At 43.5% G+C, this 23,161-nt stretch carries 20 protein-coding genes and 1 tRNA gene; 15 read left to right on the top strand and 6 right to left on the bottom strand.

The features are described from left to right. Nucleotides 1–4: 4 nt before the first annotated feature. A complete protein-coding gene (locus METHO_RS09510) occupies nt 5–1,954 on the bottom strand; it encodes a hypothetical protein (protein WP_156811100.1) in 1,950 nt (649 codons plus the stop codon). 16 nt (nt 1,955–1,970) lie between these two features. Then, nucleotides 1,971–4,406, bottom strand: coding sequence for a type II/IV secretion system ATPase subunit (locus METHO_RS09505; RefSeq protein WP_015325319.1), 2,436 nt, complete (start codon nt 4,404–4,406; stop codon nt 1,971–1,973). A gap of 171 nt (nt 4,407–4,577) precedes the next feature. Here METHO_RS09505 and METHO_RS09500 point away from each other — a divergent pair, with 171 nt between their 5' ends. Further along, nucleotides 4,578–5,519 (top strand): glycosyltransferase family 2 protein, encoded by a 942-nt coding sequence (locus tag METHO_RS09500; RefSeq protein ID WP_015325318.1) that lies wholly within the window; start codon nt 4,578–4,580, stop codon nt 5,517–5,519. Between the two features lie 408 nt (nt 5,520–5,927). Beyond that, entirely contained in the window at nt 5,928–7,175 is a 1,248-nt protein-coding gene (locus METHO_RS09495) for a flippase (RefSeq protein ID WP_015325317.1), read from the top strand. Here METHO_RS09495 and METHO_RS09490 read toward each other — a convergent pair. Continuing rightward, on the bottom strand, nt 7,172–8,263 hold the full coding sequence (locus METHO_RS09490) for a UDP-N-acetylglucosamine 2-epimerase (protein WP_015325316.1): 1,092 nt from the start codon (nt 8,261–8,263) through the stop codon (nt 7,172–7,174). The genes METHO_RS09495 and METHO_RS09490 overlap by 4 nt on opposite strands. A gap of 112 nt (nt 8,264–8,375) precedes the next feature. Beyond that, nucleotides 8,376–9,353 carry a GDP-mannose 4,6-dehydratase gene (gene gmd / locus METHO_RS09485; RefSeq protein ID WP_015325315.1) on the bottom strand — a complete coding sequence of 326 codons (978 nt, stop codon included), beginning with the start codon at nt 9,351–9,353 and terminating at the stop codon, nt 8,376–8,378. Nucleotides 9,354–9,522: 169 nt separating this feature from the next. On the opposite strand from gmd, the gene xseA reads away from it, so the two are divergent. Next, complete coding sequence (gene xseA, locus METHO_RS09480) at nt 9,523–10,740, top strand: exodeoxyribonuclease VII large subunit (RefSeq protein WP_245546279.1); 1,218 nt, start codon at nt 9,523–9,525, stop codon at nt 10,738–10,740. Beyond that, the gene (locus METHO_RS09475; RefSeq protein WP_015325313.1) at nt 10,730–11,002 is read left to right on the top strand and encodes an exodeoxyribonuclease VII small subunit; all 273 of its coding nucleotides are present in this window, start codon (nt 10,730–10,732) and stop codon (nt 11,000–11,002) included. The genes xseA and METHO_RS09475 overlap by 11 nt, the downstream gene beginning before the upstream one ends. A 41-nt stretch (nt 11,003–11,043) precedes the next feature. Here METHO_RS09475 and ccsA read toward each other — a convergent pair whose 3' ends face one another. After that, nucleotides 11,044–12,102 (bottom strand): cytochrome c biogenesis protein CcsA, encoded by a 1,059-nt coding sequence (gene ccsA, locus METHO_RS09470; protein WP_015325312.1) that lies wholly within the window; start codon nt 12,100–12,102, stop codon nt 11,044–11,046. Continuing rightward, nucleotides 12,099–13,175, bottom strand: coding sequence for a cytochrome c-type biogenesis CcmF C-terminal domain-containing protein (locus METHO_RS09465; RefSeq protein ID WP_083885762.1), 1,077 nt, complete (start codon nt 13,173–13,175; stop codon nt 12,099–12,101). Before METHO_RS09465 ends, ccsA begins: the two co-directional genes overlap by 4 nt. A 207-nt stretch (nt 13,176–13,382) precedes the next feature. On the opposite strand from METHO_RS09465, the gene METHO_RS09460 reads away from it, so the two are divergent. From METHO_RS09460 to METHO_RS09410, 11 genes are all read left to right on the top strand, one after another. After that, nucleotides 13,383–13,910 carry a CDP-2,3-bis-(O-geranylgeranyl)-sn-glycerol synthase gene (locus tag METHO_RS09460; protein ID WP_015325310.1) on the top strand — a complete coding sequence of 176 codons (528 nt, stop codon included), beginning with the start codon at nt 13,383–13,385 and terminating at the stop codon, nt 13,908–13,910. 30 nt (nt 13,911–13,940) lie between these two features. Next, entirely contained in the window at nt 13,941–14,486 is a 546-nt protein-coding gene (gene pyrE, locus METHO_RS09455; RefSeq protein ID WP_015325309.1) for an orotate phosphoribosyltransferase, read from the top strand. Nucleotides 14,487–14,685: 199 nt separating this feature from the next. After that, nucleotides 14,686–15,993, top strand: coding sequence for a phosphoribosylamine--glycine ligase (gene purD, locus METHO_RS09450; protein ID WP_015325308.1), 1,308 nt, complete (start codon nt 14,686–14,688; stop codon nt 15,991–15,993). Between the two features lie 31 nt (nt 15,994–16,024). Then, entirely contained in the window at nt 16,025–16,930 is a 906-nt protein-coding gene (argF, locus tag METHO_RS09445) for an ornithine carbamoyltransferase (RefSeq protein ID WP_015325307.1), read from the top strand. Nucleotides 16,931–17,019: 89 nt separating this feature from the next. Next, nucleotides 17,020–17,104 (top strand) — tRNA-Leu (locus METHO_RS09440). 289 nt (nt 17,105–17,393) lie between these two features. Continuing rightward, nucleotides 17,394–18,008: a TetR/AcrR family transcriptional regulator gene (locus tag METHO_RS13150; RefSeq protein ID WP_015325306.1), complete on the top strand. Its 615-nt coding sequence runs from the start codon at nt 17,394–17,396 to the stop codon at nt 18,006–18,008. Beyond that, nucleotides 18,009–18,758: an ABC transporter ATP-binding protein gene (locus METHO_RS09430; RefSeq protein ID WP_015325305.1), complete on the top strand. Its 750-nt coding sequence runs from the start codon at nt 18,009–18,011 to the stop codon at nt 18,756–18,758. After that, nucleotides 18,759–19,865, top strand: a complete 1,107-nt coding sequence (locus tag METHO_RS09425; RefSeq protein ID WP_015325304.1) for an ABC transporter permease — start codon at nt 18,759–18,761, stop codon at nt 19,863–19,865. A gap of 1 nt (nt 19,866) precedes the next feature. Further along, entirely contained in the window at nt 19,867–20,856 is a 990-nt protein-coding gene (locus tag METHO_RS09420) for a COG1361 S-layer family protein (RefSeq protein WP_015325303.1), read from the top strand. A 163-nt stretch (nt 20,857–21,019) separates the two neighbouring features. Then, on the top strand, nt 21,020–22,528 hold the full coding sequence (locus tag METHO_RS09415; protein ID WP_015325302.1) for an MFS transporter: 1,509 nt from the start codon (nt 21,020–21,022) through the stop codon (nt 22,526–22,528). Between the two features lie 181 nt (nt 22,529–22,709). Continuing rightward, nucleotides 22,710–23,153 (top strand): hypothetical protein, encoded by a 444-nt coding sequence (locus METHO_RS09410; protein WP_015325301.1) that lies wholly within the window; start codon nt 22,710–22,712, stop codon nt 23,151–23,153. Nucleotides 23,154–23,161 lie beyond the last annotated feature (8 nt).

Raw genomic sequence — 23,161 nt, 5'->3', positions numbered from 1 at the left:
TCTCTTATATAAATCCTCTGAAAATTATCCTTGAGGCGATAGCTGATACAGAGAACACAATTATCGATATTGGCAGTGCTCTGGAGAGCTCATACATCATCTGGCTTTTATCCCCCCCGTATTCAATAGCTGTTGAGAATCGGATTAGGATCGTGGTGATAAGTATAAGATATATGCCAATTGACAGCATGAACATATTTGGGCCAATGGAGAGTTCCAGGTTTTCGGGAGATATATCCGCAGGCCCTGGTATCACATTTGGTGGCAGTCTGGATATGCTGTGTGCCACGTTCTGCAGGATCTTCGCAATGACCTCCGATAGTGCAATTGTCACTCCTGCTATAAGCGGGGCAAATATGCATGCTGTTGACTTCATCGTAGATGTCATATCATACAGTGATTCCTTTATACGTCTCTCCACTTCCTGCAGGTCGGTCATATGATCTGCCAGCTTCACTATGGCCACACCTGCAGCTTCATGGCTTTTGTGTACGCTTTCCAGGAATAGCTTCATAGTAGTGTTTATTCTTTCCGAATATACGTTCTTGAATGCACCGTATTCCTCATCGAATATCGCACTATATAGTTCACATCTCATACATGCTACGTTCATAGCTATTTTTTCGAACGGTTCGCTGATGGATGCTCCTTTCATATTGACAGCAGTATGCACAAAAGCCTCTTCAGCAGACCTGCCTTCCGATATTCTTCTGCCCAGGATGAACAAAGCATCTGCAAACTCATTTTCCATAGCTATTATCTTGTCTCTTATTCTTTTATACGGGCCATAGGCAGCATTAAGATACCATGAGAGCATCATACTTATGCCAAGTAATATCAGCAGTGCGGTGGGCATCAAGCCCTCAAGTACAGCTGTTGAAATGATCCCATAAGGATTTCCAGCTTGCAGCAAAATATATCCTGTACTGCATATGGCAATACCAGCGACCACTGCACTAATAAATTCCTTTTTTCTTTTATATGGCAGACCTTCAAGTTCAGGATGAGTATCCGCTATTTTCTGAGGTACAAACGATGCCGGCCTTTGCATGAGCACGTATTCTGCATACATAAATGTGATCAAGGGCAATATTATATCATACATCAGCACAAGGTTCATAGTTGTGATACGTATCCCTACAACTGCCATTGCAGGCAGCAATGCAACCAGAGCCAGGGGTATGAGAATGAATATTGAGTATAGTACATATGTAGGGAGCTTAAGTTTCGCAGCATAGCTCTCCATAAGGTTCCTCGTACCGTCCAGTATAATATCCAATGACCGGTTCAATGTTAAAGTACGCTGTGCTGGATCAGTTTCGCTCATGGAGCTTCTGATCAGGTGTAATGACCTTTTGAAATGTTCACTGTTCTTCCCCCACATCTCTGAGAACTGGACCACAGCATCATCCATGCCAGCATATACTCGTAAATGGAGATTCCATAGCATCTTCCTTAGATCTCTGGAAAGGGGCCTGTTAGAGTTCTCTGCGGCAAAATGCACGGCTTTTTCCATATTAGGTACTATCTTCATGGACATTACCACATAGCTCATTACTTCAGGCATGTCTCCCAATGATGTTATTTTCATGTGTCTGGCATGGATCTTCACATATTCACTGAGATACCACAAAGCTGCAATCGGTAAGATCAGGCTTGTAATAGCTATTGCTGCTAGCATGCCGGATGAAATTGTAGTGAATCTGAAAAACAATGTGTCTGTAAACAGGATTATAAGGAATATCCCTGCAGATCCTGTATAGGAAAACAATGTGGTTTCATAAGGTTCCAGGTCAAAGCCCGCATAAACAAGGGAATTCATATGCTCCGGACTAACTGCTGTCTCGCTTTTCTTTTTGAATTCCCCATGGTCTTTAATGAATCCGGAGAAATGTTTCCAGGTAAATTTGCATCCTCTGTAGTACCAGTTATCATTATGCATCATGTCCACCATGTAACGCATCAGCCAATTATACAGAACATAGTATTTTGTCTGCAGTTGTAACAGGCTTCTCTTCAATCCTGGTATCCACTATCTGCTTAAGCCACGTACACCATTTGTCATATACGCGCTGTACGTCTGGTTTTCCGGAAAATTCTTTTTCCTTTTCCATGAACATCCAGAACATGTTATTCGCGACAGATACCATTTCAGCTTCTAGGAATGCCGGATCTGTTCTACCATACTCTGCCATTTTAAGTTTCATACTTGCCCGGATACGAATGTTCTTTGAAGCTTCGTCCACGGATATTCCCCATTTCCTTGCAATTTTTCTGATCAATGCGGACTGCCCCCTGTCAAGCAGGTCTGTTGGTACCAGTGAATTAACCGAGGCATCGAAAGTGAGAATTTCCGAGAAAACGCTGTATGTGTTATCAGGATCCCATACTTCATTCACTTCAGCTATCTGTATCACTTTACGTTTTGTAGCCATACTGCCGGCTATACGGGTATTGGAACACACTATTACGGCGTCAGTGGCTCTGAAAGATGCGGGTGGTACTCCCAGGGTGTGTACTATCCTTTCATAGACCGCATTTGTGGAAGCACCATGAATGGTTCCTATCACAGAATTTCCTGCAGTGCCTATCTGCATTGCTTCATATAACATTGAAACTTCAGGCCCCCTCACTTCACCTATTACCAGAGATGAACTGCCAAGCCGCAGAGATGCACGCAGGGCTGTGGCAGGGTCTATCTCAATACTGGATCTTACTATGGAGGACTGAGCATTGAGTCCCTGTGCTTTCCATCCCAGCTTTTGTAATTCTTCAAGAGGGATTTCGGGTGTGTCTTCTATGGTCAGTATCCTGTATTTCTGGGGCATTTCCATAAGCATGGCACATAAAAGAGACGTTTTACCTGCTCCTACTCCCCCGGCTATGAGTACTGATGCATGCCCATCCATCATGAAACTAAGCAGACCAGCTGTAAGGGGTGTGATAGCACCGGTATTGATGAGTTTGGGTAGTGTCCAGGGAGCTTTTGCGTGTTTTCGAAATGCATAGGCCATTCCTTTTGCACTTAATGGATCACCTATGACCGAAACACGTACTCCGTATTCTTTAAGTGCCATTTCCAGAACAGGTGTTGCTTCTCCAAAAGGTCTCCCACTTATCGTCCTGAACCTGGATACCATGGAATCCATTTCTTCCTGAGACAGAAAAATGTTAGTAGTGCATTCTTCACCATTCCTCACCACATGCACAGGATTCTTATCCGCAGGCGCATTGACATAAATATCTGTAATCCTTTCATCAGATAACACATCTTCTAGAATGCCAAGCCCGGTTGTGTATTTTGCCAGCAGATCAGAATACATATCAAGCTGAGTAGGTGATAAAACTACCTTTTTATCTCTTGCCTCTTCATGCAGTAATCTTTTGCAAAGCCTTCGGAAATATTCTCTTGAAAGGGTAGGATCTGCAAAATTCATATCTTCCGGCCGATGTCTGATCATACGAGCACGTACGTTCTCAATGAGCAAAAGTTCTTCAGGCTGCATGTTGTATTCAGCCGGGTTTACTACATACAGTTTTTCGGGTTTATCAGTAAACTCATAAATAGATATGGGCAATTTTCTTCCATCTTCTCTCTGTACATCATAACATTCAATAAAAATAGTACTCAGTGGTGGTTCAGTATAGATCCGGGATGTAGAGAACAAAGGCCTTACATATGGCTGAAGATTTTTCTCGTGATCAAAACTCCCATCTGCCTCGCACAGAAAACTCTTCAGTAAAGGCTGGATGTTTATTATTATATCCTTTAATGTTTCATGGAAATTCTCGATGCACTTATTGCATTCAGGATGAATTAACTTTTCAGTTTCATATTTTAGTTGATCCATCTTTCTTTCAGCATTCATGTATGCTCTAAATGGAGATTCCCTTGCTGAATCGATGATCTGCTCCATCGCTTCTTTTCTGTTCTTTATGCAGGTATCTCTGGGGTCATATGTACAATCATAGAAAACTGTTTCCATGTTCTTATATGATAGTAAATGATCTTCCAGACGGGCAAGTGAGTATATTTTTTGCAGGATAGTTCCGTCATATTCCCTGTCATAAAGATTTGATATTACAAGTTTTTCGGTTACTGTTTCTTTAATCAAGATCTTAAATATGTTAGACCTGCATATGGGCTCATTTAATGTAGAGTTTCCTTTGCAATCACCACATTCTATAATAATGGAGTTTTTATTTCTCGTTTTTTTTATCTTGTACACGCATTCCTTATCTTTTATTTCCTTTTTCGGATAGGCCATAGAAGCAATTAGTTTATTGATCTCTGATAATATCTGGTCTTTTTCCGGGATGTGGAGAAATCTTAATGTTTGTTGTAATATGTTATCCGATCTGATCTCAGTACTACCTGTAAGTGAAATAAGCAATTTGTTTTTCATTTATATTCATCATTATTATTTTATTTCTGTTTATCATCGTTGGCTATATACAAAAACTTTTCTATTCTCCAGGTCTCTTTGTCTATGGTTTCAGATCTTTTTAAACAACTACCTCATAGATGCGGATGTACAACCAAAAATATTTATTCTTTCAATTTTATATTAAATAGGATGAAGCTTATTGTCATGATCCCAGCCTACAATGAAGAAAAAACAATTGAAAAAGTTATCAGAGAGATACCCCGGCAAATAAAGGGAATAGATAAAGTAGAAGTTCTTGTGATCAATGATGGCTCTACAGATTCCACTGTAAAAGTCGCTCTGGAAGCTGGTGCTGATCATATTGTCTCACAAAAGGAAAACCTTGGGCTTGCATTAGCTTTCCGTAAAGGGCTTGAAGCTTGTCTGGAAAGGGGAGCAGACATCATTGTGAATACCGATGCTGATTTTCAATATAACCAAAGTCAAATCCCTGATCTGATCGCTCCTATTCTCCAGGATAAAGCTGATATCGTATTAGGTTCCCGATTCAGGGGGCACATTGAATACATGTCTCCTCAAAAAAAGATCGGTAATATCCTGGCCACACGTGTGACACGCATGGCCTCAGGTTATCCTGTGACAGATGCACAAACAGGTTTCAGAGCTTTCACAAGGGATGCTGCACTAAGAATGAATATCCTTGCTGACTATACCTATGTACAGGAAACCATTATGCAGGCTGTGAACCACAATCTTACTCTGGTAGAGATCCCTATCGAGTTCAGAAAACGAGAAGGTAACTCCAGACTTATGTCGGGTGTGTTCCATTATGCACAGCGTGCAACTGCTGTAATACTACGCACATATCGTGATTATGAGCCCATGAAAGTCTTTGCATCTATAGGGTTCATGTTCCTTTTCATCGCAGTGTTATCAGGCGCAACGGCAATGGTCCAATATTTTACTACAGGGGCTGTAGTCCCAAACATCTCCTACGCCATACTTACAACGATGTTATGTCTTACCGGTTTACAGATACTCGTATTCGGTCTGATCGCTGACACGCTGAAGTATCAGCGGATAAGGGAGGAGGAAATACTGTACCGTTTAAAGAAAATAGAAATGGAATAATTGCAATTTATCCAGATACACCGGCATTATAAAATTCTCTCATGAGTGTCTTTGTAATAAAATCATCTTTTCCACGGAAAAAAGATGACTACCGGACCCGATGGATATTGGAAATAGGACAGAAGTATGTGAAGAAGGGTCTGATCTCATCTGTTCTATGTCCTCATGTAGCGGGATACGGGCCTTAATGAGCTCAGGAGGAAGAAGAAAGCTGAGCTTATTTTCTCGAGCTGGGCATTCCCTACAGGTCTTATATCTATTGTATCATCTACTGTATCCTCATATCAATACTTTGCAGTGAAAAAAGCAGGCAAGTTTCATAAAATATAGCAACATTCGCACATAGGTCAAACACCATTAAGATCATTTTTTTCAGATAATAGAATGCATATATGTTCAAAGGTAAAAATGAAACATAGTTTAAGACACGGAACTATCTTTTTAATAGCAGCTCAGATCTCTTTTGTCCTTTCGGGCTATGCAACACATATTGGATTAGGCAGACTCTTAGGTCCAGAGGATTATGGCCTATATGCAGTTGTCATTTCACTTATGACAATGGTCAATCTTATCCTTTCAACGGGTATACCACAGGCCGTTTCTAAATACGTGGCTCAAGGTGATGGTAATGAATTACATGTTAAGCGCACTGCACAAAATATGCAATTGACGTTCAGTCTGATCATGTTCATTGCCTATTATTCCTTTGCCGACCAGCTCGCGACCATGTTGAACGATCCGGGCATGGCTCCCTATCTGAAGCTCTCTTCTTTCATTGTTCCAGCTTATGCATTACAAGCCCTGTATATTGGTTATTTCAACGGGTTAAAGGAATATGGCAAACAATCATTAATGTTAATCCTATATTCAGTTTTTAAGGTACTGTTCATACTAGGTTTTGCATTAACTTCCTATGCACTTTATGGTGCAATAAGCGGTTTTATACTATCATCAGTGGCCATTATGTTTCTTTCTCTCCATCTTGTCCATTCTGCTGATGATCGGCTACAGGCATCGAGCAATGGGCACAGTATGGTCTCTGCACGGACCATACTGAATTTTGCAACTCCCATTGTGTTCTATTCAGCAGCTACTAACCTGATTCTGAACTTTGATCTTTTCTTTGTCAAGGCCTATCTGACAGACATGGATGCAGGTATCTATTCTGCAGTATCTACCATCTCAAAAGTGCCTTTTTTCATCATTGCAGGCATATATGGAGCTCTGTTCCCCGCGATCTCAAGCATGTCAGTACACAATGACAGATCCCAAATGATCCGGCAGATCATAAAATCAGTGAAGTATTCCATGTTCGTACTTGTTCCTTCTACTTCTTTTATAGTCCTTTTTTCGGAACAGGTGTTAAGTTTCCTGTTTTCGGACCAGTATTCAGCAGGTTCTACTGCATTGGGAGTACTTACCATAGGCATGGGTTTCTTTGGTTTGTTCTCTCTGTTCACTACTGTGATCAATGGCATTGGAAAACCACGTATTTCAATGCTCATCAGTTTGTTTGTACTTGTACTTGATATATTTCTCAACCGATCGCTTATTCCTTCATACGGCGTGGATGGTGCGGCCATGGCCACATGTACAGCTTGCTTGCTAGGGCTTGTTGTATCGTCCTTATACGTTTACAGACAATATGCTCATTAAAAGGTCATTTTCTCTGTCAAGATATCGACTATTTCTTTAGAAGGACTCTTAAGAGCATTGATGTCCACATCGAATTCATAATTACTATAATTATTAAGGAAGTCATCTATAATGCTGGTTTCATATCTTGAAAGACAGACATTAGGGTAACCGCTCTGTTCCATGAATCCTCTCATCAGCAGACAGGGCCTGCTGAGAAAGTAGGACTCCAGCTGTGGTGCGCCTCCATCGTTCACTATATATTTACTGTTCTTTATCAGATCAATGTTGGTCACATAATCCTGGAGCGGTATCATCCGGAGGTTCTCATATCCTTTAAGTCTGTCAAGCATATTCACTTTCTGAAGCCTGTTCTTTAAAGGCTCGTGCATGATCATAAGCACCCTTTCATTCTCAGCGATCTTTTCGATTGTGGATATGATGATATCCAGTCTTTCTTTTGAATAAAGGTTCTCTACCCTATGTACGTTTACAAGCACATATCCGGGTTCGGGTCTGAAGGTGACCTTATGGGGGTTAGTGATGGCAAAACGTATCGCATCGATCACAGTATTATATCCCAGATTTATTATCTCCCCTTTCACTCCCTGTTTGATGACGTTGTTATAAGATTCTTCAGAAGAGGTGAAAAGGTAGTCAGCCATCCGGTCTATCATTCTTCTGGACAGTTCTTCAGGAAAAGGATTAAACATATTATGGGTCCTTTCTCCCGATTCAATGTGTGCGATCTTAGCCCGGTGCAATTTAGTCAGCAGGGCCCCGAAAGAAGCAGGGATCGGATCTCCATGGATCAGGCAGATATCGTTCTTTTTTGGCAGCCCGTCCTGTGAAAAGGAATTGAGTGTCACTTTTGATAGCCATACGGCCATATCCAGCACATTTGCCACATCTTTGCTATTCTTGTTAAGTACGATATCAGGCTGTTTCAGGCCAAACACACCAATAATGTCATAAAGTATTTTTGTGTGTTGAGCAGCATTAATGAAATTATACTTTATTCCTCTTCTGTCCATTTCCAGCATAATGGGCGCCATTTTTATAAGCTGTCCCTTTGTGCCTATCATTATGTGAAATTTATTCTCGTCCATGTTTTCACTTATTCCATTTTTCCCACCGCATTTCCCTCAAAATGCATGTGGGTCCAAAGGATGGTGCACTGCCATCCTGATCAAAAAAGGATAAAAAAAAGATGAAACAGGTTCAGTTTTTCCTGTCCAAAGGTTCCAGCCTCTCCAAGTCAGCTTCCACCATCATCTTGACGAGTTCCTTAAAGTGTACCTTTGGTTCCCAGCCAAGTTCGTTCTTTGCTTTTGAAGGGTCTCCTAATAGTAATTGTACTTCAGCAGGCCGAACGAACTTCGGATCGATGACAACATATTCTTTCCAGTCAAGGCCAGCTATGGAGAAAGCCTCTTGAACGAATTCTTCCACTGAATGAGTTTCACCGGTAGCTATGACATAATCTCCTGGCTCATCCTGTTGAAGCATACGCCACATAGCATCAACATAATCTCCTGCGTATCCCCAGTCTCTTTTTGCATCCAGGTTCCCCAGGCGCAGTTCCGATTGCAGACCATGGTATATACGGGCAACACTATCAGTTATCTTCCTTGTTACAAATTCAATGCCCCGGCGCGGAGATTCATGATTGAACAAGATTCCATTGCTTACATGCATGCCATAGCTTTCTCTGTAGTTGACACATGTCCAGTATGCATATACTTTGGCTACTCCATAAGGGCTTCTCGGATAGAACTTTGTGTTCTCAGTCTGCGGGTTTTCCTGCACCTTTCCGAACATTTCACTGGATGATGCCTGGTATACTTTTGCATCAGGCGCTACATGTCTTACGGCTTCCAGTACTCTGACAACTCCCAGGCCTGTCACATCTCCGGTATGTACCGGCTGGTTCCATGAAGTCCCTACAAAGGATTGAGCAGCAAGATTGTATACTTCATCAGGTTGTGAGATACGCATTGCTTCGCTCAGGGAAGACTGGTCAGTAAGATCTCCCTGCAGTAGTTCTATGTTATTGAATATGTGGTCTATCCGGGATGTATTTGGAGTGCTGAGCCTTCTCACGAGTCCATACACATTATACCCTTTATTGTACAATAATTCTGCAAGATAGGATCCATCCTGTCCAGTAATTCCGGTTATTAATGCATTCTTTGCCATGATCATAGCTCCGTATCAGAAAAGCTGTAAAACGTAAGAAATATCTCTCTATCCCTCAAATTTGACATTTCTAAATTAGAATGAACTTATTTAAACGTTGGTATTATTATAAAACACTTTCACCATCCTTGCATTAACATAAATAGTAGTTAATTACTCCTCATCTATGATGTCTGAGAATCCAATGGGTATATTTAGTGTTTCAATGCTCAATGAAACCATAAGGTCTCTACTTGTCAATGATCCCAGACTGCGGGAAGTGTGGGTGCGGGGTGAGATCTCCAATCTCAAAAAACACAGCTCAGGCCATTATTATTTTACACTGAAGGATAAGGGGAGCCAGATAAGCTGTGTCAGTTTCAGGCAGACCAATCGGACTCTTAAGTTCGATCCTGAGGATTCCATGGCAGTTATATTGTATGGTTCTGTGGATGTGTATACCGTCAGGGGACAATATCAGCTGAAGGTCCTGGACATGCGCCCGGATGGTATAGGAGAAATGTTCAGGATATTTGAGCAGCTAAAAAAGAAACTGGAAGATGAAGGTCTTTTTGAGCAGAGCCGCAAAAGACCTATACCCAGGTTTCCCAAAAGGGTCGGTATCTCTACTTCTCCAACAGGTGCTGCAGTCCATGACATCATCAATGTGCTGGGCCGGAGATATCCGGTGCATGTGCTGCTGGCACCATGCCTTGTGCAGGGGGATGCAGCTGCACAAAGCATTGCTGACTCTATTGAGCTTCTAAACAGAGCAGATGTTGATGTTATAATAGTTGGCAGAGGCGGTGGTTCATTGGAGGATCTGTGGCCCTTCAATGAGGAGATCGTCGCAAGGGCCATTTTCAACTCAAGGATACCTGTGGTTTCCGCTGTGGGCCACGAAACCGATTATACAATTGCCGATTTTACCGCTGACCTGCGGGCGCCTACACCGTCTGCTGCGGCAGAACTTGTAGTCCCTGACAGAGTGGAACTTAAAAGGTTCATGGATTCTATGCTCCAGAGGCTTGAGTATGCTGCAACTCGTAAGATTGCAGACCTTAACTCCAGGCTTGATCATATGTATGATTCTCTGGAACCGGACAAGCTTCGGGAAATGATCGATCAGCGTTATCAAAGAATTGATGAGCTGGTTACAGCTATGGAAAAGGATGTGAAATATTATCTTGGGTCCAGAGAAATGCTGCTTAAGGTGCTGGCAGGCCGTATGAATGCGGTGAATCCGCTCAATACTCTGGAAAGAGGATACTGCATAGCAATGTCCCGTGAGGTCGTTGTCAAGAGTATCGGTGCCGTACAAGCAGGCTCCAGGCTTGATCTAAGGGTCACTGATGGTACTATAATTTGTGATGTTATTGAAAAGGTTGAGGTCGAACATGGCAGGTAGGAGGAAAAAGATGGATGCAAGTCCTAATGAAGAAAGTATAGGTGAAAGTTTAAGTTTTGAAACTGCTCTTGAAAAGCTGGAAGGGCTGGTGGAAAAACTTGAAAAGGGCAATCTCACCCTCGATGAAAGCCTTGAAACATTTGAGCAGGGCATGAAGTTTGCCCGTGTCTGCAGCCAGAAACTTTCAAAGGCTGAAAGAAAGATCGAACAACTGGTTCTGGAGGATGGGGAGCTGAGGGCAAAGCCTTTCAGTGAAGGGTAATAATTGCCCTTTGAGCCAATAAATCCAATTCTTAAAGTTCTTCACTCATCTTCAAAATATCTCTTTGCAAGCAGGAACATACTTGATAATACCAGTACACTTAAAAATACTGCTATTATGCCACTTTCGGCAGTGAAGTCTTGCCAGGAATGTACAGAGGCCCACATGCCGCTTCTGGTGACAAAGGTCGCAAATACCACCAGTATGAAAGATGTCACTGCAAGCAGAGGCGCAATAAACCCGTATTCTCCTTTTCTGTAACGCAATTGTGCATGCAGATAGGCCGTTGCGGTGATCCAGGGCAGCAGTGATGAAGTTTCTACCGGGTCCCAGCTCCAGAACCATGCGCCCCATCCGAGGACTTCATAGGCCCAGAAACCGCCAAGCCCTATGCCCAATGTGAGGAACAGCCAGGAGATCCTCATCCAGTTCGTGGCGATGGCTTCCCATCTTTTATCATGTGTCAGCAAGTTGCCTATTGCAGCCGCAAAAGGTATTGTGAAAGCGGCATATCCGAAGAAAAGCACTGGTGGGTGTACTGCCATCCAGGGGTTACGCAGCAGGGGATTCATGCCCTGGCCATAGGGCACATCGTACATCTGTACGAACGGGTTCCAGTTAGTGATCCCAAAGCTGCCATCGGAAAGCACATGATGTGCTGAGAACGGGTTTTTTAGTACCAGCAGTCCCAGGAACACGCAGACGACAGACAATGATATGAGGCGTGTGATCTGCATCAATGCGGTCTCTGAAAGTCTTATTCTATGGGTGTGCTCTACTATCACAAGCATTGCCATTATGGAAACAGCCCACAGTAGCATGGACCCTTCCTGGCCTGCCCACAAAGCCGATAGCCTGTAATACCACTCAAGATCAGCGCTGGAATGCTCGAAAACGTATGAATACGAGGCGTTGACGGTGTATAGGTGGTACATCAGCAACAGCATCGAGGACCCTGCAAGCACCAGGCATGCTATTTCCAGCTTACGTGAAAGTGTACCAACAGAGATGTTGCTCTTCCGATGTCCCATGTACCCTGAAAGCACAGCACCTATAGCTGTCGCAAGAGACAGCCAGACCAGGACCATCCCAAGATTCATTTGCTTCCTCCCCCGCTTTTTCCGGACCGCAGTTTCCTGAGCTCATGCTCCATTATTTTTTCGTATCGTTTTTCAAAGAAAGCCATGTCCATTTCTCTTCCGGAAGGCTGTAACATTGTGATGCTCTGGTGAGGGCTGCGATTTTCCACGATAAGTAACGCAATGATACCCAGCGCCATCATATAAATGCCTCCCCAGAGAAGGTTTATGAAAGGAACGATACGTACATACATATCCACTTCCCCGGTCTTTTCATCAAGGGCCCTGGGGGCTATGAACAATTCCTCAGTAAGTCCTCTATGGATGTATGTTGTAGTGTAGGTCTGACCCCATTTGAAGTCAGTGATATATTCCACACTGCCACTTCTGGCGTATCTGCTCTGGTCATATATGTCAAAATCTATCCTTGTGATGTAGGAAGAAGCCTGGCGCTCCTGATAAGGTTCTCCTTCCAGCCTTGATGCCATTGAAGTGATCTTGAGGCTGTAGTCCTGTATATTCCGGTCACCCATTTTACCTGTCTGATATACTGCTGAATCCTCCACTTTAATATTGGAGCTAAGCACTACGCCAAGGAGGATACATAGTATTCCCAGATGGATCAGATGAGCAGAAAGTCCCCTGTATTTTCCGTATCCTTTCTTATCCCTGGCCGTAAGCCAGATCTTATAACCTGTGGCTATGAAAGCCGGTATTATTAGAGCCATAGCCACATCAACTGCTGCATTTGAGAATGGGGACACGACAAAGACGGCTATCAGGAGCAGCAGAAGTGCAGCAGTTGCTGCCAGGACTTTGCGGGGTTTGACGGAACTGACTAGTAAACATATCGTAAGCATCATGATCAGCAATACAGTAGGAAGGGCAGTCCTGGGGTTAAAGTACTCAGAACCTAGCATGATTTCTGTGCCACTTAGAATCTTGGCAAGAAGAGGTGTCACCATACCTGCAATTATCACCAGTGCAAGCAGGATAAATGATACTACAGCGGCAAAGATTGTATTCTTACTTGTCAATAGGCTCTCTTTTTCTGTCATTGCTGATCTCTCATGTGAAAGTTCATGTATGCTCATCCTATATATAGAATATATGATACCTATAAGGCGTTGTAGTGCAGTAGCATTTTATTGTAGTTGTTTGATTTTATGACTGTATTAAATTATAACATGCGATGCCACAATTTCGGTATCTTAAATACCGATGGCGCCTATATCTGAGAAACCATAAAACTGAAAAGGGTTGTTAATACGATAGAAACAGTGATCATAGCTGTCTGGCTGATGTTGCCTGCCTATATTCCTAATTCCATGGCCGCGGTCTTTGGCGGCGGGCGCCCCATTGATGGGGGAAGAGTACTGAAGGATGGCAGGCGCATTCTGGGGGATGGCAAGACATTCAGAGGTCTGTTCGCAGGTATAGCATGCGGTGTGCTCTTGGGTTTGCTTCAGATGTTCCTTCTGAATCCTGTATCAGAGTTGCTGCATATCTCCTTGCCTTCATTCTCAGGCAGTGGATCTACAATTATGGTGATCCTTCTGTCCCTTGCTGTTGGCTCCCTTTTTGGGGATATGTTCAAGAGTTTCTTCAAGCGCAGGCTTGGAATGAAAAGAGGGGCTTCATTACCACTTGTAGACCAGCTTGATTTTGTACTGGGTGCGTGGGTATTCACATACTTGTCCTCTCCAGGATGGTTCACTATCAATTTTACCTGGAATATAATGGCAGTTGTGTTGATCATAACTCCGTTGCTTCATCTTACAACAAATATTGTCGGTTACATTGTAGGGGTAAAGAAAGAGCCCTGGTAAACTTTACTATACATCTATTGATCATGGGTGATGCTTATGGATATAGAAAATGATAGAAAATCTATCCTTATATCTGCCTTGAAAAATTGCGGGGCAGTGAAATTTGGTGACTTTACGCTTGCTTCAGGCAAGAAGAGCAAATACTATGTCGATATTAAAAAAGCCAGCACCGATCCAGCTACTCTAACGGTTATAGCAGAACAGGCGGCTGCTCTGATAGGTAATGAAGACGTGGACATGGTTGGTGGTGTAGCTTTGGGTGGTGTCCCTCTTGCAACAGCAGTTTCACTTACATCAGGTATTCCACTTTTAATCGTCCGTAAGGAAGAGAAAGGATATGGGACTGGAGGTCGTTTTATAGGTGATCTCAGTAAAGGTTCCCGTGTGATCTTGATCGAAGATGTAACAACCAGCGGTGGATCAGTAAAGGATGCCATAGCCGCTATCAGGGAAGCAGGAGGTTTTGTGGATGCTGTCATCACTGTGGTAGATCGTGAGGAAGGAGCTCAGCAAAGCCTTGCAGCACTGGGTGTAAAACTTATTCCTCTTGTAGGTGCCAGTGACCTTATACAATGAGATGTAGGATAAAAAAGTAAATTATTTATCTGAATATGAGAAAGAGTCCTTAGTATTTAGTGTTATTTATCTTTGCCATGGTTATATATGACCTCCTGATAAATGGATGTCAGCTGTGTTAAATGCGATTATCAGAAAATGATTAAAGAATATCACTTCAATATTTAAATAAAAAACTTTATTTGACGAGGTTTTACAAATGAATGTTCTAGTTGTTGGCGGCGGGGGAAGGGAACATGCAATAGCAGCATCTATTGCTCAGAGCAGAAAAGATCCTGTCATCTTCGGTGTGATGGCGAAGAAGAACCCTGGTATTGCCAGGCTTTGTCAGGATTTTCTTCTGGAAAAAGAAACCGATGTGAAAAAAATTGTTGCTTATGCAACTGCAAATAACGTTGATCTTGCCTTTATCGGGCCTGAAGCTCCTCTTGCAGCCGGGCTTGCAGACGCTTTGGAAGATGTCGGCATCGGTGTTGTTGGCCCCAGGAAGGCAGTGGCTCAGATCGAGTTTGATAAAGCATGGGCCCGGAATTTCATGAGAAAGCATGGGATAGAGGGCTGTCCTATATTCGAGGTATTTACTGAGAAAGAGCCGATGTTCGATTTCATTGCAAAGCTTGGGAATGTTGCTATAAAACCAGCAGGTCTTACCGGCGGCAAAGGTGTTAAGGTCATGGGCGATCAGCTTCCAACCGTGAAAGATGCCCAGGAATATGCTGCGCAGCTTCTTGAATCCGGAAGTGTGGTAGTAGAGGAGAACCTTGTAGGAGAAGAGTTCACATTACAGGCATTTGTTGATGGCGAGCATCTGGCTTTCTCGCCTGCAGTGCAGGACCACAAGCGAGCTTTTGAGAATGATTTGGGACCCAATACAGGCGGGATGGGTGCTTACACAGATGCCAGCGAGGTCCTGCCCTTCCTGATTGCAGACGATGTAGAGCAGGCAAAGCGGATCATGCTGCAGACTGTTAAGGAACTTTATACAGAGACAGGTGTGAAGTACAAAGGTGTGCTTTATGGCCAGTTCATGATCACAAAGAACGGCCCTCGTGTAATAGAGTTCAATGCCAGGTTCGGTGACCCGGAGGCTATGAACGTGCTGCCTCTTCTGGAAACAGATATTGTGGATGTTATGTCTGCTGTGGTGGGTGGAACTCTTGACAGACTGGAAGTTAAGTTCAGTAAAAAGGCAACTGTATGCAAGTACGCAGTACCTGCCGGGTATCCCGACAATCCTTCAAAGGATAAGGAGGTATCTGTCGGGGATGTAGGTGATGCACTGGTGTTCTATGCAAGCGTGTACGAAGAGAACAATAATATCTACACTACAGGCTCCCGTGCAATAGCGGTTGTAGGAATTGCAGACTCCATTGCCAAAGCAGAGAAGAAAGCTCAGGAAGCACTTGATAATATCATAGGGGACTTGCATTCCAGAAGGGATATAGGTACCTCTGCACTGATCCAGAAACGTATCGATCATATGAAAAAGATAAGGGGTAAAATATGATACCCATAGCTAATGAACATGAGTTGATTATATGAGGCATCTCATTTCCTTCGCAGACCTCACTCACGATGAGGTCATTGAATTGCTTGACATGGCAGAAGATCTTAAAGAAAAGCGTGCCCGCGGCAAACTCACAGACCTGCTGAAGAACAGAAGTCTGGCCATGCTGTTCGAGAAGTCATCTACTCGTACCAGGGTTTCTTTTGAGGTCTCCATGGCTGATCTGGGGGGACAGTCTATATTTCTCTCTTCCAGGGATATACAGGTCGGAAGAGGAGAGTCCATAGCTGATACTGCTGTTGTTCTTTCCCGGTATGTACATTGCATCACTGCAAGGGTTAACAAGCATAGTACTATCCTTGAGATAGCTGCACATTCTTCTGTGCCAGTGATCAACGCTCTTTCAGATGTGGAACATCCGTGCCAGATACTTTCTGATCTGCTTACCATCAGGGAATATAAAAACCATTTTGATGGATTGAAATATGTGTGGGTAGGTGATGGTAACAATGTGTGCAATTCAGCTATTCTGGGTTGTGCGATAGTGGGTATGCAGATGGTAGTGGCCTGTCCTCCTGGCTATGAGCCTGATGAGAAGATCGTTAAGCAGGCCCGGGAGCTTGGGGGCGATATCACCATTACGGATGACCCATTTGAGGCTGCAAAGGGTGCTGATGTATTATACACCGATGTGTGGGTTTCCATGGGTGATGAGGATCAGGTCGAGAAGCGCCTGAAAGATCTTAAGGATTACCAGATCAATGCTGAATTACTGGGCCTTGCAAAGAGCGATGCTATTGTTATGCACTGCATGCCTGCTCATAGAGGGCAGGAGATCTCTGCGGAGGTAATGGACGGTCCACATTCTGTGGTGTATGATCAGGCAGAGAACCGTCTACATGCACAGAAAGCCCTGCTTATGAAGCTGATCGGCTGATGTGTTGAATGTTTGCAGCCCTTTTCCTTTTGATGGGCTGCAACTGAAAAGCATATATACCATTAATGCAAGTATACGGTAGCCTCAATGCGGGGGTTGCCCAGCCCGGTCAAAGGCGCTAGATTCAGAGTCTAGTCTCGTAGGAGTTCGTGGGTTCGAATCCCATCCCCCGCATCGGATATCTTTTTTAAAACATTTCGTGTGCATCTTTACATATCCAGTATCTTCTGCTCATGCATCAGTAATTCTTCGTCCGCTAATAAGCCAGCATCTCTAAGATATGACCATTTTTTTATCTGATCAGCTGTGGTCAAAGAAACATTAAGTTTTTCACTTGTGGCATTAGAAGATGTTTTTCCAAATCTGGCAATTTTTTCCCGGACATACGTCTGGCTTCATTCCTCTTAACTTTAGAAGCATTTCAAAGCTTTTAATTATATGTAAGTAATCACTTACTTACTCAATGAATGCAGAACAAAGGATCTTGAATGCTGCTTTGAAGGTATTTGCAAGCGAGGGATATACGGGTGCAACTACCCGCAGGATCGCAAAAGAGGCAAATGTTGCAGAAGTGACTTTATTTAGAAAATTTCAGTCAAAAGAGAATCTGTTGATAGAGGTCCTTATCAAGAACAGGGCTTCATTTTCAGCACTTGATCCTTTATTCATTATAAAAAAGGATGCAGATATGATGACGAGCCTTCATGCTTTAGTCCAGAGCATTGCACATTCCATGAAGGAAAAAGAACTGAATGGCAAATACCGTCTGTTTATGTTCATGTTGCTGGAAGAAGGGAAAAGGCGATCGGAAGTTGCCGAAATTCTATTTTCTGTCTATCAAATGAATGTAGCGCATCTCAGTGAATACTTTGAGTTTCAAAGAAAAGATGGAAAAATGCGCAATGTAGACCCCCGATCAGCGGCATTGACCCATATAAGTCATTTCGCTCATATCTATCTATTGAACGGAATACTTGGTGAAAAGTTTCTTTGTGACATGGAAGCAGAATTCGAAGGCTTTATAGATATATTTGCCAACGGCATTCTAATTGAAAAGGACGCGAAGCCTGGTGAGTGAATGGAAACAATTATTGAGGTAAGGGATCTTGTCAAGGTCTTTCATTCCAGAGGAAGGAAAATAACTGCGGTCAATGATGTGAGTTTCGATGTACTGAAGGGAGACATATTCGGCATGATCGGACCTAACGGAGCTGGCAAATCCACCATCTTTTCCATGCTCACCACTTTAATAAAGCCCACCAGCGGCAGTATAAAAGTTGCGGGGTTTGACGTTAACAAAGCGGATGACAAGATAAGGCCTATCATAGGCATAGTTCCTCAGAAGCTTAGCCTTTATCCCGACCTTACGGCCAGGGAGAATCTAGAACTTATGGGAAAGCTCTATAGTGTTCCTAAAAAAATAATGGAGGAACGTATCGATTACTACCTGCAGCTTGTAGGTCTTGAGTCCCATGCAGACCGCTTTGCCGGCAGCTTCTCAGGCGGTATGAAGCAGCGCCTTTCAGTGATATGCGCAGTGCTGCACGACCCTCAGATCATATTCTGGGATGAGCCTTCCACGGGTCTTGATCCGCAGACCAGGCAGGCCATCTGGAAACTTGCTAGAAAGTTCAACGGGGAAGGAAAAACGCTGGTATTTACAACCCACTACATGGAAGAAGCTGATAATCTGTGTGACAGGGTTGCCGTAATAAACTTAGGTAAAATGGTAGCTCTGGACACGCCGGAAAATTTAAAGGAAAGGTCAGGAAGCACAAATCTTGAAGAAGTGTTCATACACCTGACAGGAGAAGAGGTGCGTGATTAAATGAATATCATAACCGAGCTCAAGCACTCCTGGATAATAACAATAAAGGAGTTCAGACAGCTTTCCCGAAAAAAGGCTCTCATGGTTCCTTTGTTCCTATTCCCCATTATTATGATCATCTTTTTCGGCTATGGGATGGGTGGCACTGTAAAGAATGCTCCCATTCTGATCGTTAATGACGACACAGGCACAGCCTCAAATTCCCTTGTGCACCAGATCGGCAGCTATGCCGGCAAATACGGTGGAGAGCCCATGTTCTCCATAACCTACACGAGAGACATGTCGCAGTCAAAAGCAGAGAGTAAGATCGATGCCGGATCGTATAAAGCTGTCCTGATGATCCCGCCGGATTACAGCCAAAAACTGGCGAAGAATGAAAGTGTGACCCTGACCCTTCTTACCGATTCCTCGGACACTACCACAACCGGCATTATTGTGAACTATATGAAGCAACTGTTCTCGGAAAGAGGCTCGGTTTCTCTGGAAATCCCAAATATCTACGGGGATCTTGAATATCTGGACTTTCTGACTCCAGCAGTTATAGCCCTCACCATTTTTATGGGTTCTGTAGCGACCACAGGTTCTGCCATTGCGGGAGAAAAAGAAGACGGTACCATTGTCCGTATCCTGATGACCCCTGTCAGCAGACGAGCGGTGATCCTCGGAAAAACGATATACCAGCTTATATTGCAGCTGATCAGGTCTGTTATCCTTATACTGGCAGCGTATTTCCTTGTGGGATTCCATATGAATGGAAGCTGGTTGCTTGTTGCTCTGGTGCTTGTTATCTTCACTCTCGGTGGAGTAGGTATGGGGATTGTAATGTCAACAAGAGTGAATGATATGGAATCTTTTTTCCAGCTGAACATGATAGTCACGCTTCCATCCATGTTCGTTACCGGTGTGTTTTTCCCATTGAGTTCAGTTCCGGACTGGATGCGCTATATCGCTTACCTGTTGCCTTTGACCTATGCGAACGATGCCATGCGTACGATCATGATCAAGGGTCAGGGTCTGAGCGCTATATCCACAGATCTGATAATACTCTCACTCTTCGCACTTATTACTTTTACAGCAGGTGTCCATCTTTTCAGGAGGGAAGCATAAAATGAGGAAAATGATAGCATTAGTTTCTTTATTGCTCTTTATGATCTCAGGCGTTGCAGGAGCTTATGATACCCTGACAGCCTATAGTGTATCCCAAAGCTTCGATCTCGGAGAAAATTACTACAACGTAGACGGCAGTCCCGATATCAGTGCCACTATCATCGGCAGCAATGAATTCGATAGAGGTCAGATGATTACTTTGAACATTGACCTGATGAACAATGGTAAACTGTTAGGGTTCAAGAACGACAGAACTCCGGATGATGCCGATGAGATATTTGGCGCTCAGACTGAAATGAAGCTGGAAAGTGCCGTGGTAGATGCTACAGGTATAGTCGCTTCTCTTTCAGCAGGTCCGGAAAGTCCCATAGAGATAAGATCCGTTAGCCAGAAGATCGGTTCTATAAGAAGCGGACAAAATGCTGTTTCACCTGCCAGGTTCGATATAAAGATCGATAAAAAGGCAAAGGCAGGGGAATACAACCTTTACCTCAACCTTTCTTATGATTATCAGAAGAATGTACAGGTCATGGACCCGGATGCCACTGCCCAGACGTACGATGTGAACCGCTGGTATGGGATGATGGTGCAGAACCAGACATTGAAGATCATAGTAAAAGATCAGGCCGATTTTGAAATAATAAATACTACGGGCACTCTTTATCCCGGTGGTGAGGAGATCATCATTTTAAATATCAGGAATACAGGTGAGGAAGAGGCAAAGAATGTTAAGGTCATGGTCAATCCATCTGACCCGCTAAGCACCACAGATAGTGTGGCATTCGTTTCCGGTATGTCTCCCGGAAGTACAGCTGTCGCAAAGGTCAAAATTAAGGCTGACAGCGAAGCTGTGCCCAAAGTGTATGGGATAGATATTGTTGTTAGGTATGAAACACCAGAGGGTGACATAGAGTATTCAGATGCCCTCCAGGCTCCGGTAGAGGTAAAGGAGTCGGGTTTGTTCCAGAGATTTTTCGGGTGGATCAGATGAACGATATTATTCCAAGTTAACAGAGAAACAAGCGATCTCATTCTGTCTATTTTGGGAGCAAAGGCCAATGAGATAGTGGTCAGCTTACTCAAAATATAAGTAGCAATGCCTGCAATTTACTGCTTGCTTTCAGTGTTTTATAACATTGCTGATCAGTGATAGAATGGTGAAAAAAACAAATGGTTATGTTTCGTCTGCTGAAAATGCAGTTTCCTCTTCTCAAGTTAAGGGAACCCGTGAAACTCCTGATGCTCCTGCACTTAAAACTGAAAAACAGATTATCCTTATGATCGCGGTACTTGCGGGATTCATCACGCCATTTGATGGCTCGGCAGTAAATATTGCGTTGCCTACACTCGCAGCGGAATTTCGCATGAATGCTATCTTTCTTTCCTGGGTTGCAACTGCATATCTTCTCTCTTCAGCAGTGTTCCTTGTTCCCTTCGGAAAGATCGCCGATATATATGGAAGGAAAAAGGTTTTCCTATATGGCATAACGATCTTCAGCCTTGCATCCCTGACTATGACCATGGTTGATTCCACAGCGATGCTGATAACGATCAGGGTTGTCCAGGGTTTGGGAAGCGCCATGATCTTCGGGACCGGGATCGCTATGATCACCTCCGTCTATCCGCCGGGTGAACGTGGAAAGGCCCTGGGTATCTACATTACTGCAGTGTACATCGGACTCTCCACCGGTCCTTTCCTTGGTGGCATAATGACGCAGCATCTAGGATGGAGAAGTATCTTTTTCGTAAATGCTCCAATAGGGCTTGCGGCAATCCTTCTCATCCTCTGGAAACTTAAAGGTGATTGGGCGGAATGCAGGGGAGATAAATTCGACCTGAAAGGGTCTATGGTCTACGGTATGGCAATAGTTTCACTTATGTATGGCTTTTCTGTACTTCCGGACATAAAAGGGGCTTCTCTTATAGCAGTGGGAATTATCGGAACTATTATCTTTATCCGGTATGAGATGCGCATACCTTCCCCGGTCCTTGATATCAGTCTTCTGACAAAGAATCGTGTTTTTGCACTTTCTAATCTTTCCGCGTTCATCAATTACAGCGCAACCTATGCAGTGACCTTTCTCCTGAGTCTTGATCTGCAGTACACCAAAGGTTTTACGCCTGAACATGCAGGATTTATACTGATAGCTCAGCCGGTTTTTCAGGCTATGGTCTCTCCTCTTGCCGGGAAATTGTCAGACAGCATCGAGCCCCGTCTCATTGCATCTGCAGGAATGACCCTTACGACAATAGGTCTCTTTTTCCTGACCTTTCTTTCAGAAACGACACCTGTCTGGTACATGATCGGGATTCTCATGGTGCTTGGTATCGGATTCGGGCTTTTCTCATCTCCGAACACGAATGTTATCATGAGTTCGGTAGATAAGAGGTTCTATGGTGTGGCATCAGGTATGAACGGAACCATGAGGCTACTGGGACAGATGTTTTCAATGGGTATTGCTATGATGATCTTTGCAGTTGTTACAGGCCCGGTGGAGATAACACCTGAATATCATACTCAGTTCATTGCAAGCCTGCAGTATGCATTTAGCCTGTTCACGATCTTCTGTATTGTAGGCATATTCACATCTCTTGTCAGGGGAAAAACACTTCCGGTAAATCATTCTCCCAAGAATGGGGACTATCATAATGCAGGGCGATGATCTCAGGTTTCAGATGTTGAAAAAGTTGTCATGAGTGCTATTTGTATGGATATTAGAATATATATTAGAATGAGATCTATTTATAACACTTATACAGATGGCTTTTAGCTGTAGAAGTCCATTAATACTAAATTTTTAACTCACATATACAGGATGAACCAATAGTTTCATTTTCCAGGCTATGAGTATAAATAAACAGGTGATAACTTTGCAGACAATGCTTAATTTCTTATTGATAGGATTGATGGTCTTGGGGCTGGCGGTAGTTTCCGGATGTACGGACAAGACCGTGGAACAGACTATAGGGGAGAAAGTGAACCAGACCAAGGAGGCAGTTGGGCAAAATATAAACCAGACTATAGAAAAGGCTGTCAATCAGACCAAAGACGCTGCTGGACAGGCTATTAATCAGACCGTGAGTATGGCTGTCAATGAAACAAAAGAGGCAGTGGGAAGTGCTGTGAACCAGTCTATAAACCAGACAAAGGTAGCCGTAGGGGAAGGTCTTAATCAGACAGTTGCACAGGTACTGAACATGAGTATAGGGGCTGTGGGGGAGAATGTGGATCAGGCTCTAAACAAAACTCTGAACCAGACCCTGAATCAGACAGTAACTATTATCTGATGAATGGT

The sequence above is a fragment of the Methanomethylovorans hollandica DSM 15978 genome, from assembly GCF_000328665.1.
GTDB lineage: Archaea > Halobacteriota > Methanosarcinia > Methanosarcinales > Methanosarcinaceae > Methanomethylovorans > Methanomethylovorans hollandica.
The sequence above is the reverse complement of the archived record's forward strand: the minus strand, read 5'-3'. Positions and strand labels throughout refer to the sequence as shown.

Excerpts from the sequence above, each read along its gene's own strand:
- METHO_RS09510 (WP_156811100.1), bottom strand. The coding sequence starts at position 1,954 with ATGGTGGACATGATGCATAATGATAACTGGTACTACAGAGGATGCAAA.
- METHO_RS09505 (WP_015325319.1), bottom strand. The coding sequence starts at position 4,406 with ATGAAAAACAAATTGCTTATTTCACTTACAGGTAGTACTGAGATCAGA.
- METHO_RS09500 (WP_015325318.1), top strand. The coding sequence starts at position 4,578 with ATGAAGCTTATTGTCATGATCCCAGCCTACAATGAAGAAAAAACAATT.
- METHO_RS09495 (WP_015325317.1), top strand. The coding sequence starts at position 5,928 with ATGAAACATAGTTTAAGACACGGAACTATCTTTTTAATAGCAGCTCAG.
- METHO_RS09490 (WP_015325316.1), bottom strand. The coding sequence starts at position 8,263 with ATGGACGAGAATAAATTTCACATAATGATAGGCACAAAGGGACAGCTT.
- gmd (WP_015325315.1), bottom strand. The coding sequence starts at position 9,353 with ATGGCAAAGAATGCATTAATAACCGGAATTACTGGACAGGATGGATCC.
- xseA (WP_245546279.1), top strand. The coding sequence starts at position 9,523 with ATGTCTGAGAATCCAATGGGTATATTTAGTGTTTCAATGCTCAATGAA.
- METHO_RS09475 (WP_015325313.1), top strand. The coding sequence starts at position 10,730 with ATGGCAGGTAGGAGGAAAAAGATGGATGCAAGTCCTAATGAAGAAAGT.
- ccsA (WP_015325312.1), bottom strand. The coding sequence starts at position 12,102 with ATGAATCTTGGGATGGTCCTGGTCTGGCTGTCTCTTGCGACAGCTATA.
- METHO_RS09465 (WP_083885762.1), bottom strand. The coding sequence starts at position 13,175 with ATGAGCATACATGAACTTTCACATGAGAGATCAGCAATGACAGAAAAA.
- METHO_RS09460 (WP_015325310.1), top strand. The coding sequence starts at position 13,383 with ATGTTGCCTGCCTATATTCCTAATTCCATGGCCGCGGTCTTTGGCGGC.
- pyrE (WP_015325309.1), top strand. The coding sequence starts at position 13,941 with ATGCTTATGGATATAGAAAATGATAGAAAATCTATCCTTATATCTGCC.
- purD (WP_015325308.1), top strand. The coding sequence starts at position 14,686 with ATGAATGTTCTAGTTGTTGGCGGCGGGGGAAGGGAACATGCAATAGCA.
- argF (WP_015325307.1), top strand. The coding sequence starts at position 16,025 with ATGAGGCATCTCATTTCCTTCGCAGACCTCACTCACGATGAGGTCATT.
- METHO_RS13150 (WP_015325306.1), top strand. The coding sequence starts at position 17,394 with ATGAATGCAGAACAAAGGATCTTGAATGCTGCTTTGAAGGTATTTGCA.
- METHO_RS09430 (WP_015325305.1), top strand. The coding sequence starts at position 18,009 with ATGGAAACAATTATTGAGGTAAGGGATCTTGTCAAGGTCTTTCATTCC.
- METHO_RS09425 (WP_015325304.1), top strand. The coding sequence starts at position 18,759 with ATGAATATCATAACCGAGCTCAAGCACTCCTGGATAATAACAATAAAG.
- METHO_RS09420 (WP_015325303.1), top strand. The coding sequence starts at position 19,867 with ATGAGGAAAATGATAGCATTAGTTTCTTTATTGCTCTTTATGATCTCA.
- METHO_RS09415 (WP_015325302.1), top strand. The coding sequence starts at position 21,020 with ATGGTGAAAAAAACAAATGGTTATGTTTCGTCTGCTGAAAATGCAGTT.
- METHO_RS09410 (WP_015325301.1), top strand. The coding sequence starts at position 22,710 with ATGAGTATAAATAAACAGGTGATAACTTTGCAGACAATGCTTAATTTC.